The following is an 11,679-nucleotide window of genomic DNA, read 5'->3' as shown; positions in this document are numbered from 1 at the left end:
TCTTAGTTTTTGTAATCTTCAATATAGCCAAGTAAATCAGCAATGTATTGTCCAACAATCGGCATATTGACGAATTGACTGAGAATGAACGCCAGCAAACCCAGAACAACAAAGGTACCCACGGTTAGACCGAGTCCTCTTGCCATGCCTGCTGTAAAGTTAGTAATGATCCGCTTTTTGGGACTGCTGTAATTCTCAATAATATCTTTGATCTGTGCCCTCTCCAGACTGTCCGCAATCTGGTCCAGACGGGCGTTCAGCCGCTTTACCTCATGTCTTAATTCAAAAGGGTGCTCGCTCGTATCATACTGTTGCGCAGGTGTTCCTCCCGTAACTGGAGTATTTCCGTTGATTGTAACTTTACTCATGCTCCTTTTCCTCCCATTCGCATTGGATAAAAAATAGCCAGCTGGAATGCAGCTGGCTATTGGTCACTCGATCTACATCCCCTTACAGGCTAGTCGAGTTCAGTTCTTTACGTGCATCTTCCTTCGCTTCTACGGAAGCGGCAGCCACTTCATCAGATGCACGGGACGCTTCGTTAGCCACATCAGCGGACGCTTTTCGTACAGAGTCCATGACATCATTACGGCCTTGATTTACCGTTTTCGCAATTTCAGAAGTTTTGGAGGAGACCGTTTTAGCCAGTTCAGAGGCTTTGTCGCCTACAACCGTTGCCACTTCTTTAGTGCGATCAGTAACCATGCCTACTTTCTCGGAAAGATCACCACGTAATTCACGTCCTGGTTTAGGTGCAAAGAGTAGAGCTGCAGCTGCTCCCAGCAAACCCCCGATGAAAATTCCTTTGGCGAAAGTCGAACCCGTCTGTACAGGATATTGTTCTTCTACTTTATTCATGTCTAATCACTCCTTCTTCAAATTAAAAAACAAATACGAAACACCGAACACCTTGTTGCCCGAATCAGGCAGCCTGTCTTAGCAGTCTGGACACAAGCCCCAGCAAGAAAACAAAGAGCGCTGTACCAATGATGGCAGGAAGAATGGCAAAGTTACCGATAACCGGTCCCCAGTTACCAAGCAAAAGTGCTCCCAGCCAAGCTCCGGCAAATCCGGCAATCATTGCACCGATGATGCCTCCAGGCATATTGTGACCGGCTAGCGCATCTCCGATTAAACCGATGATGACAGCCATCACAATGCTGATAATGATGCCCCACATAACAACCGCCTCCTTTTAAACTTGATGTAGGATGTTGTCTGTTCGCGTTTGCTTACTTCGTATATAAACGCCGTGCATGCCTGTGAAACAACAAAGATGAGGATGAACGAACTGGAAATTAGAGGAATCCATTCTTCAACTGGTGCGTTTAATGCCTTTAATCATGCAGAAGATCCATGCCAATCCAGCGGCAAACCCCGTAAATACATCTGTAGGATAATGAACGCCCAGCATGATGCGGCTGATGCCAATCAATAAAATAAATATAATGCCGCATAGAACAGGAAGCCAAAAACCAACAGAATTATTCCGTTGTCGTTCGATCGCCCAGATGACAAAGAGCATACCGTAGAAACCCATGGAGATCATCGCATGACCGCTGGGGAAACTGTATCCGTGAACGACCAGCAAGTGATCCAGCTCAGGCCGGCTCCGTTTGAAAAATTCTTTCAATAACGTGTTCAGAATCCACATCACGGCAAAGCTTCCCAAGATCGTATATCCATATATAACAAACCTTGGACTGCGTTGCGTGAATACAAGAAGAGCAAAACCTCCTGCAGCCACAGCAGAGATCTTGAATGAGCCCAGTGCAGTTATGAATGAAGTATAAGGGAACAGGTGGAGGCGTGAATCCGAATTCAAATAAAATAATTGCTGAATCCAATCATCCAGACGAATAATATCATCAGCGCCTAACCAGGCACCTAGAGCGGCCAGGATGAATACGACTGAAGCGCTAAGCGCCATACCCGCCAAACTCCAGTTGAGCAAGGTGCGTAATAACATGCCGGGAGTTGAAACGGATGAGGATGGTAGATACGATTTGCGCGGCATAGTGAGTTTCTCCTTCAGTAGTAGTAATAGATGAATGTAGATTGATATAGGTATACCCGAAATACCTGTCGAAAAAACTGTAAAAACGTCGTTTTTGTACTATACTATTTAAGATATCCCATGCGGCGTCGTGACGCAAAGCAGAGATGAATTCGGGAGCATAAAGGAGAGAACTCGCATGGAGAGTGCCTTGTTAATTAAAGAATACCGTGCAGGCGTTATGGAATCCGCCCATTACGGACACATAAGTATTACGGATAAGCAGGGTCGAATCGTATACTCGGCTGGCAATCCTCATTTTCGAGCGTTTACTCGCTCATCAGCCAAACCTTTTCAGGCCATTCCAGGCATTCGGGCAGGAATTGCCAGTCATTATGGCCTCTCAGCACAGGAGATTGCTATCATGTCTTCTTCGCATCGTTCGGAACCGGAACACATTCGGGTGCTGGAGCAGCTATCCGGTAAGATCGGGTTGGGTGAAGAGTGCTTGATCTGTGCTCCAAGCTATCCGCTTAATGAAGAAAGCCGAAATGAATGGTTACGTGGACAAGGGGAGAAACGTCGCATTTTACACAACTGTTCCGGCAAACATCTGGGAATTCTGGGATACAGTCAGATGAAGCAGATGGATCTGGGCAGTTACGCTGAGCCGGATCATCCAGTGCAACGTGAAATTCTTGAAACCTTTGCCGACCTGGCAGGCATTGAGGAGAAAGAGATTGAGCTTGGGACGGATGGCTGTGGCTTTCCGGTATTTTCTTTGCCGTTGTCAGCATTGTCGAACGCCTATCTGAAGCTCGCTTGTCCCGATCTTATCGCTGATCCTTCCACAAGAACAGCTGTCGAGACCATCACATCGGCCATGAATGAACATCCGTTGATGGTAGGTGGCACGGAGCGTGTAGATTCAGTACTCCTGGAAGACGATAATATAGTAGCGAAAGGTGGATTCAAGGGTGTATTCGGATTCGGCCTGAAAAAGGAACGACTGGGAATCACCTTCAAGGTACTGGATGGTTCCGAAGAAGAGTGGGCCATCATTACCCAATCCATTCTGAAACAGATTGGTTATTCCAATGAGCAAACTATTGCACGACTGGCTGAAGTCTTTCCATCGGGCATTCGTAATGATGCAGGGAACCTTGTTGGTCATACAGATAGTGAGTTCCTTCTGCACTCACTTGATGATAGCCTATAACCTTAAGAAGGGGCGTGATTAGAGTTGCCGGACCCCGGGTAAAGATGACATACCAACTGGTATTGATCTATACAATTCATATACACGCGTGGACTGCCGTAGTAATGTGGCAGCTCTAAACCCTTGGAGGTGGATGAACATGATTAAAGTGGTGACATCGGAAGAAAGGCACACGTCGGATCGAGGTTGGATACACAGTGAATTCAGCTTTTCCTTTGCGGATTATGATGATCCGAGCAATGCCCATTTTGGCTGTTTGCTTGCTCATAATGACAACACACTGATGCCGCAAGAAGGCTTTAAGAAACATCCACATCATGATCTTGAACTTGTCAGTTATGTCATATCAGGTACGCTCAAGCATACGGACAGCATGGGAACAGAGCAATTACTTGAGCCGGGCACGGTTCAGGTTATGAGCGCAGGTACGGGAGTGGACCATTCCGAGACCAATCCGTCAACGGATGAACCGGTACGTTTCCTCCAGATGTGGTTTTTGCCATCTGAACGTATGCTGAAACCTTCCTATACGAATCGAAGGGTAGAGGCTCAGGAACAGTTGAATCGTCTATGTCCGATTGTATCAGGACAAGGCGGCGAGGGAGCCGAGGGCGCTTTGGCTATTTCCCAGGATGTAACCTGCTACCTGTCCCATTTGGAATCCGGTAAGAAGTTGATGTACCCGCAGCACGAAGATCGGCGTACACATCTTTTCCTGATCAGTGGACATGTCGAGATCAATTGTTCGGATGGCAATTTCAACCTCAAGCCAGGGGATGCTGCACGAATTCGTAAAAGCTGTGATCTGCAAATCACGAGTACAGGCAGTGAACCTGCCGAATTTGTTCTGGTTGACCTGCCTTAATGTTCATGTTATCCCATAAGGATGGTTTTAAAATATAATGAAGCAAAAAGGGATCTGTCCTCCACATGCACGTGGAAACAGATCCCTTTTTGGCTTGTTCTTAAATATGTCTTCATAGAAGTTGCAGATGACCAAGATCAATACTGTGCTAAGATTTACGAAGATTACCCAGTTCCGAAGCGACAGCTTCCACTTCTGAGATACTGAGATGTTCCTTGCTCAAAATCATTTCATACAGGTCAAACAGATCTTCATATTTCTCGAGTGGGAATGAAGAAGCTTGCATGGCGGCACCGCTTGCCATACGAAGTTTGGTTTTGATCGCTTCAATCATATATTCCATATTGGCTGCTGTTGCTTGTGTTAAATCCATCGTTAAGTTCATCCCTTCCGTATCGGAAACTCCTGTTATTGTATCATGATTGGAAGTGCTCAGGCCAATGCTTTTGCGGGGAAACGAAGCATCGGTTACAATGATGGATACAACAACAGGGATCAATGGAGACCTGAGTGTACTGGAGGGAATACAGCTTGGCAGCGTATAAGCGAGAAATGGTTCGCCAACAAGGAAGGGAAGTCCGTAAAGGTGTACCTGCAGGGGATCTGCTCTTATTTTTCAAAAACATTGTTCAACTTCATTCTCCAGATGAAATTACGTTTGTCTGCATCGGCACCGATCGTTCCACCGGAGATGCGCTGGGCCCACTGACAGGAAGTGTACTGCAAGAGAAGGGAATGGAGAACGTGATCGGCACGCTGTCTTCCCCTTGTGATGCAGATACATTGGAGAAAAAATTGGCACTTGTTCCACCACATCATGCCATCATAGCAATTGATGCGTGTGTGGGTCCCCAAAATGCTGTAGGTACATACTATCTCTCAAATAACCCACTCATCCCGGCTCAATCGGTTGGAGGCAAGCTGCCACCTGTCGGACAATACAGTGTAGCAGCTGTGGTCAATGCCAACGGGCCAAGGCCCTATTCCATATTGCAGATGACCTCGCTTCACTTGGTTATGGGGATGGCGAGAACGATTGCAGATGCTGCAATCGAAGCATGGAAATGGAGATAAACGTTTCATTCATGATAACCAGGCTTAATAATATACAACCTGAATTATATCATTCGCGCAGAGAGAGGGATTCATATGGAAAAAGTGATGTGTGATGGAACGACGATTTGTTATGCCGAACAAGGTAAGGGAGAAGCACTCATTTTGCTCCACGGATACTGCGGCAGTTCATCGTATTGGGACGAGGTCGTACCTGAGCTGGCACGCAGCTATCGCTGTATCGTACCTGATCTGCGTGGACACGGAAAAACAGATGCACCTGTAGGGAGTTATACTATCGAGCAGATGGGCAACGATGTATTACAGTTGATGGATGAACTAAATGTAGAGAAAGCGGTTCTCCTGGGACACTCCATGGGCGGATACATTGCGCTCTCGATCGCACAGCGCCATCCAGAACGCCTGAATGCATTTGGTCTGATTCATTCCACAGCCTATCCGGACAGTGAGGAAGCCAAGGAGAAACGCCTTCGCGCTGTATCCACCATTCAGACCGAAGGTATCGTGCATTTTGTAGATGGACTGGTTCCCGGCCTATTCGCACCAGAACATGTCGAGACATTGTCTACGCAAGTAACACGTGTGAAGGAAATTGGTTACCAGACTGCACCCCAAGGTGCTGTCGGCGCTGCACTTGCTATGCGGGAACGGCCGGATCGCCGTGACGTATTGTCGGCTACCCCATTACCTGTATTACTGGTAGCGGGAGAGAAGGATGCCGTTATCCCACCAGAACGTACATTTACAAGTGACAAGCCTCATATAGTGCAAGCCGTTATTGCTAGTGCGGGGCATATGAGTATGTACGAAGCTCCTGAAGAGTTAATTCAGGTCATTAAGCAATTCATGGCGGGATTATCGAAGTAATTTAATTTCATGAGTACCAGTACCATTCAAGTCCAACCCCTGCAACGTCCCTTTGGGACAGGCGGGGGTTTGGTGCGTTTAGGGCCATAGATGCGTATGTCTGTTTTTGGCTTTTTGTCATGGCATGAATTAAAATCATTATAAAGGGACGATGTGAGAACGAGTGGATTAACATGGTCGAACGATGAGGGGGCATACAGCATGTTCAGAAAAGATTATCTGCTCCGCATGATGGAGGAAATGACAGAGGCCATTGGCAAAGTGTTCACGCTCAAACAGCAACGTAAGCACACCGAGGCTTTGTCTGAACTGGATGAGTTGATGCGCAGGCAGTTTGGGTTGAACTTATCTTTACTGAACTCATTGCCAGCGGAGGATGTCATTGAAATGTTCCGTTTTCGTGGAGTTATCGAAGTGGACAATCTGCAGCAAGCAGCCAGGCTGATTGAAGAAGAAGCTTACATTTATCAAGAGAAGGCCAGAGTGGAAGGCATAGATGATCAGGAGAGAATGGACGCAGAGGATGACGCACTCATTCGAATGATGAGATCACTTCATTTTTACCTGTATGCATTGAATCATGGCGCTAATCCTAAGTTATTGGACGCACCGGAACGGGTGGAGGCTGTATTGGGTCTCACGAAAGAATATGAACTCCCTGCCCGAACCGTGAGAGAGCTTGCCCTGTATCGTGAGCAACAAGGACGGTACGACCAGGCAGAGAACAGTTGGTACAGATTGTTACAGCTTGGTGCTGACTTCCCGGTGAATTATCGAGCTGATGTGCAGGCGTTCTACGAAAGATTGAACCATCTGACGGATGAACAACTGGAGCAAGGTGGTCTGCCACGGAACGAAGTTGAAGAGGGGCTGGCTGAACTCAATCGCTAAGAGATGAACTCATAAAATGTGGCTTGGATCAAGGCTTGTTACATGCCTTCACTTGGAGAGGGGACGGAAGTGTGGTATGGTAACGGTTGACCAAACCAAACCGAAAGTGAGATGTACCCCGTGGATTCATTGCGAAAGCTTATACAAGACATCTTTGAACAGAATTCGCTGATTACAGCGACCTGGAGCCAGCTGCGCAGACGGGACAATGTCTCGTATACCAAAGTGCAAGTCAAGCCGGTGACACTGAAGAATCAGCTGCATTATCAATTTGCATTTCATTATAACAATAAAGTGCTGCACGAGAATTTGACTCCGGCTGAAGCGGCGGATCGCATGACTTTGCTATGCGAAGAGACGTTTCGTCAAGGGCTGCTCTGCACGACCGAGGCAGACTATCAAATTTTGATCAGCAAAAAATATAAAGTATCCATACTGACTAAATCTGCATCCAAGACTGCGGTGGATTTGTCGCATAATCGCAAGAAGCAATATGTATTGGAAGAGGGAGTGCCTGTCTCGTTCCTCGTTGAACTTGGTATTATGAACGAAGAAGGTCGTGTGCTGGCTCGTAAGTACGACAAGTTCAGACAGATCAACCGTTTCCTCGAAATGGTGCAGGATGTCATACCGCATCTACCCGAGGGACGTCCGCTGACCATCGTAGATTTTGGTTGTGGCAAGTCTTATCTGACATTTGCCTTATATCATTATCTGTCGGTACAGCAACGGCGTTCGCTCAAGATCATCGGTCTCGACTTGAAGGCTGATGTCATCGAACATTGTAATGATTTGGCTAACAAATTACATTATAGTGACCTCAAGTTCCTGGTTGGGGACATCGCCGACTACGATGAACTCAATGAAGTGGATATGGTCGTAACGCTGCATGCTTGTGATACAGCTACTGATGCGGCTTTGGAGAAGGCAGTTCGCTGGGGCGCTTCAGTCATTCTGTCTGTGCCTTGCTGTCAGCACGAGCTGTTTGACCAGGTTGAATCTTCTGTGATGAATCCATTGTTGTCTCATGGCATCTTGAAGGAACGTTTCTCCGCACTGGCTACGGATGCGATTCGTGCCAAGCTGCTGGACCTGATGGGATACAAAACACAACTGTTAGAATTCATCGATATGGAGCATACGCCCAAAAATATATTGATTCGTGCCGTTCGTGGTCAGGCAGGCCAGATAACGGATATGTGGAATGAATATACAGCTTTCCGTGATTTCATTCATGCCGATCCATATTTGGAGCGGGCTTGTGCAGATTTGCTTCCAGGCGATGGCAAGCAGGTAAGCCAGAAATCGAGCAAAGAAGCCGTTCAGGATTCCGCGAATTGCGATCTTTGCTAAGTGTGTCAATGACAATCCAGGGACATACTGCAATTAGGGTCTCTGAATGTAAACATTAATACAGTGCATATACTTCGTAGCAAGCAACATTATAGCTGTCAGAACGATCAGACAGAAGGACCCGTGTATCGGGGACTTCTGTCTTTTTTGTTGTGTGTGCGGAGCGGTGAAGGGAGGTGAACGTGGATGAAACATCGGACAACAGACAAGAGAATTTTAAGAAGTAGACGAGGGTATGAGGAGAACAGGGAAATGGTGGAACACCCCTTTGACAGGTCCCATCATGCAGATGGTACAAAATATGTAGATAACAGGTACTTATGTAATGAGGAAAGTGGGGACAGTACATATAATCCAAATGGAGCTATCCAAACTGAGGGGTCAGGTAGTTTTTCTCAAAGTTCAAGGCGTAAACGTTATTCAGGATTGGGGTGGACTGTTGGGTTGGGCATACTCTCCATTGTCTTGCTGCTTGCAGGATGTCTGAGTCGAGGACTGTACTATTCCACCAATCTATATTCTGTTCTTCTGATCGCAGCAGGAAGCACCTTGATCATGGTAACCCTGTTCCTTGTAGGTATTCGTCCACAGAAGGCGAGTGAACGAATAGTGGAGAAAACACTTCGATTTCCGGGAATGTGGCGGGTGTTATGGCCGCTGGCGATGATGATTTGTTACGCCCTACATGCATGGGCAGGCTCGGTGAGTAAGCAGGGCAGTATGGATGAGATGCTGCGATGGAGCCTGCTTGCAATGTTTGCCCTGCTCACCGCAATACTGGCTGCGCGTACGGATGGTGCGCGCTGGTTAGCCTGCGGTTGGCAGATGGCAGGCGGCTTGCTCGTGCTAAGCGGCATCCTGGCCGTGTGCGGGGTATTGCCGCTGCCCTTCGGGGTGATGCGGACTGCTGACCCCGAGATCAGCTCCGCCGGTGCCCGGCTCGGCGGATTATTGCAGTATCCGAATGCGTACGGTGCCGTTGTCGGCATGTACGCATTGGAGCGGCTGACGGCCGCCGCACGAGTCATAGCCCGGCCTGTTCCGGCCGGGCGACTCATCGCGGCAGTGCTGCCGCTCATGCCTGCGCAAGCCGCGCTCCTGCTGAGCGAGTCGCGCGGCGCTTGGCTGGCGACCGGCTGCGCCGCGGTCGCCGCCTTCGCTGTGCAGCGGCGCGGTGCCCGCCTGCCGCTGCTGCTGGCCACGGCCGCGCCACTGGCGTGCGCGGCCTGGCTGTACCGCCAGCTGGCTGCTGCCCAGCTGGCGCCTGCACCCGTGCCCGGCCTGCTGGCACTGGCCGGGGCATGGGCAGCTGCGCTGCTCGGCACGCTGCTGCTGTGCCGTCTATGGCACAGCGGCGCCGCCAAGGCTCCTCGCGCCGCTGCCCTGACGGCCATCATGCTGGCGGGAACCACCGCCGCACTCATGGCCGTGGCCTCCACCGCCGATCGCCTTGCGGCTGGTGTCGGCACAGGGGTGTCCCGCCTGCACCTGTGGCGGGACGCCCTCCAGCTGTGGACCGAGGCCGCATGGCTTGGCCACGGGGGAGACACATGGCGCAACATGTTCCGCGCCATTCAATCCTCGCCTTATGTCGGAGGCGAGGTTCACAACGGCCTGCTCGATCTTGCCCTGGATACGGGCTTGGTCGGCATCCTGCTTGTCGCAGGGTGGTTTCTCCTCACCCTGCGAAGCATGCTTCACGTTGCACCGCAGCTCATGCCATCTTTGCTTATTTTTGGCCTGCATGGGGCGATGGACTTTGACTGGAGTTTCACACTATTCTGGATGCTCTTCATCTGGCTCGGTGCTTGGGCAGCTGCATTAAAGAAGGAAGCGATGGAAGGCAAGCGATCCGAGGGTACTGTCGAATACAGCCCACCCAGACCTCATCTATCCGATTCCCCACCAACCCAATCCCGTCTAGTATCTTTACTGATGCGTTCCTTCTCTCATATTCTCCAGCGTTTAACTTATTGGGGAATACGGGCATCAGTAGTGATGATTATCCTGTTCTGGCTCGGTGGAACAGTCTGGCTGACCTCCCGATACGCCGTAGCAGAAGTACAGTACCGTCAGGCGATGTCTGAATCGGATGGAACTCCCGTACAAAAGGCACATCTAATAGCTGCCTTTCAATCGAATCCGAATCGACCAGATATTATCTTATCCCTTGCACGATCTCTCAGGGGGCAAGAAGCAGAATCACTCCTTCTGAACAGCCTGTCCCATTCCCCGGTGCACCCTCAGATTTACTTCGAACTGGGACGATTGGCAGCCCAATTCGGCGAAGGACAGCAGGCAGGAGAATATTTTGAAAAAGCTATTGCATTGAATCGCTATGATGGCATTGGCCAATCCGCGGCTTTGTATTGGATGGAGCAGGCTGCGCGGCGGGAATGGGAGGCAGGATTCACGAATCGAGCCCAACAGACTGCCGCCGCTGGTGTACAGATGTATGAACGTTATCGTTTGTTGGTGGAGAAAGTGGAAGCAGGGGGCGTTCATAATGATCGTCGTTTTGTAATGGAAGAGAATGCTCTAGATTATGGAGAGAACCTGCGCAAGCTTGCTTCCGCAACTGCTTCATCTCCTCGGTTTACTCCAGAGATCTTCTAAGGAACACAGGACGTCTTATTTGGCTTTCCGCTACTCTTTTTAACTTGTAAGGAACATCAGACACGTTATTTCCCAAAATCCTCTGAAAAAACGCGATAAAAGGCTGGAAATTCCGATTTAGCGTGTCTCAGATTCCTTAGATCTCTAACAGTGCTTCAAACCCTTGAATAAGACGCCTCAGATTCGTTACCGCTCGTGGGCTTGAGCATAACAAATTACTCGCTGTTTTTGTTCATGCCAACTGCGGAGGTCGGCTCCACGCTCTGCTCAACCGCAAGCCAGAGGACGACCCCGAATTGCCCTCAGAGCGAAGCTTTTCATTTCTACATATTTACAGTCGATACCCGCCAAATGCATGCTGAAATGCATCTTTTAATGGTTCAACATCCACTTCCCATAGCGCAGCAATCTCTGCACTGACATCCGTGTTCCACCACTCACATAATTTTTTGCGGTTGTCGCGATTTTCCCCGATCCAGAGCAGGTTGGCAATTACCTTACGGTAATAACATTCTTCCGCCTGCTTCATTCGTTCGGGGGAGACGTACACCTTCAGCCGTTTGGCTGTGCGGTACAGTTCCTTGCTGCATGCCCGGCGAATTCCCCTGGCGGAAGGAAGATTTTGACCAGATTGCGTATGTTTGACCGGTGGAGAACCGGGTATTGACTTGTGTGACATCTTCTCACGCTCCTCTCCCCATACCATATGCGAAACGCTGCAAACGGGACACTATCCCAGGCTTGTGAAGTAGCAACGTCCACAGCCCTGTGATAAAATAGGGACGAACATCCATGGTG

The 11,679-nt window shown here is 49.2% G+C and carries 13 protein-coding genes; 7 read left to right on the top strand and 6 right to left on the bottom strand.

Features of this window, described 5'->3' with window-relative positions:
* Positions 1–2 precede the first annotated feature (2 nt).
* The 4 genes from FS628_RS25675 to FS628_RS25660 form a co-directional block, all read right to left on the bottom strand.
* Positions 3–368, bottom strand: coding sequence for a DUF5665 domain-containing protein (locus FS628_RS25675; protein ID WP_145325799.1), 366 nt, complete (start codon positions 366–368; stop codon positions 3–5).
* 82 nt (positions 369–450) lie between these two features.
* The gene (locus tag FS628_RS25670; RefSeq protein ID WP_145325798.1) at positions 451–858 is read right to left on the bottom strand and encodes a YtxH domain-containing protein; all 408 of its coding nucleotides are present in this window, start codon (positions 856–858) and stop codon (positions 451–453) included.
* A gap of 64 nt (positions 859–922) precedes the next feature.
* Entirely contained in the window at positions 923–1,180 is a 258-nt protein-coding gene (locus FS628_RS25665) for a GlsB/YeaQ/YmgE family stress response membrane protein (RefSeq protein ID WP_145325797.1), read from the bottom strand.
* A gap of 135 nt (positions 1,181–1,315) precedes the next feature.
* A complete protein-coding gene (locus FS628_RS25660; RefSeq protein WP_145325796.1) occupies positions 1,316–2,017 on the bottom strand; it encodes a phosphatase PAP2 family protein in 702 nt (233 codons plus the stop codon).
* A 178-nt stretch (positions 2,018–2,195) separates the two neighbouring features.
* Here FS628_RS25660 and FS628_RS25655 point away from each other — a divergent pair, with 178 nt between their 5' ends.
* The gene (locus FS628_RS25655; RefSeq protein ID WP_145325795.1) at positions 2,196–3,215 is read left to right on the top strand and encodes an asparaginase; all 1,020 of its coding nucleotides are present in this window, start codon (positions 2,196–2,198) and stop codon (positions 3,213–3,215) included.
* Positions 3,216–3,354: 139 nt separating this feature from the next.
* Complete coding sequence (locus FS628_RS25650) at positions 3,355–4,080, top strand: pirin family protein (protein ID WP_145325794.1); 726 nt, start codon at positions 3,355–3,357, stop codon at positions 4,078–4,080.
* 148 nt (positions 4,081–4,228) lie between these two features.
* Here FS628_RS25650 and FS628_RS25645 read toward each other — a convergent pair whose 3' ends face one another.
* Positions 4,229–4,453, bottom strand: coding sequence for a DUF1128 domain-containing protein (locus FS628_RS25645; protein WP_017692283.1), 225 nt, complete (start codon positions 4,451–4,453; stop codon positions 4,229–4,231).
* Positions 4,454–4,611: 158 nt separating this feature from the next.
* Here FS628_RS25645 and yyaC point away from each other — a divergent pair, with 158 nt between their 5' ends.
* The 5 genes from yyaC to FS628_RS33150 all read left to right on the top strand — a co-directional run bounded on the left by yyaC (position 4,612) and on the right by FS628_RS33150 (position 10,881).
* Complete coding sequence (gene yyaC / locus FS628_RS25640) at positions 4,612–5,154, top strand: spore protease YyaC (RefSeq protein ID WP_260871190.1); 543 nt, start codon at positions 4,612–4,614, stop codon at positions 5,152–5,154.
* A gap of 75 nt (positions 5,155–5,229) precedes the next feature.
* A complete protein-coding gene (locus FS628_RS25635; protein ID WP_145325793.1) occupies positions 5,230–6,021 on the top strand; it encodes an alpha/beta fold hydrolase in 792 nt (263 codons plus the stop codon).
* Between the two features lie 201 nt (positions 6,022–6,222).
* Positions 6,223–6,912 (top strand): DUF6483 family protein, encoded by a 690-nt coding sequence (locus tag FS628_RS25630; RefSeq protein ID WP_145325792.1) that lies wholly within the window; start codon positions 6,223–6,225, stop codon positions 6,910–6,912.
* Between the two features lie 111 nt (positions 6,913–7,023).
* Positions 7,024–8,265 (top strand): class I SAM-dependent methyltransferase, encoded by a 1,242-nt coding sequence (locus tag FS628_RS25625; protein ID WP_145325791.1) that lies wholly within the window; start codon positions 7,024–7,026, stop codon positions 8,263–8,265.
* A 1,272-nt stretch (positions 8,266–9,537) separates the two neighbouring features.
* A complete protein-coding gene (locus tag FS628_RS33150) occupies positions 9,538–10,881 on the top strand; it encodes an O-antigen ligase family protein (RefSeq protein WP_369008896.1) in 1,344 nt (447 codons plus the stop codon).
* Positions 10,882–11,212: 331 nt separating this feature from the next.
* Here FS628_RS33150 and FS628_RS25615 read toward each other — a convergent pair whose 3' ends face one another.
* Entirely contained in the window at positions 11,213–11,560 is a 348-nt protein-coding gene (locus FS628_RS25615) for a dehydrogenase (RefSeq protein ID WP_145325789.1), read from the bottom strand.
* Positions 11,561–11,679: the final 119 nt, after the last annotated feature.

The organism is Paenibacillus xylanexedens, assembly GCF_007676705.1.
In the GTDB taxonomy this organism is placed as follows: domain Bacteria; phylum Bacillota; class Bacilli; order Paenibacillales; family Paenibacillaceae; genus Paenibacillus; species Paenibacillus xylanexedens_C.
The sequence above is the reverse complement of the archived record's forward strand: the minus strand, read 5'-3'. Positions and strand labels throughout refer to the sequence as shown.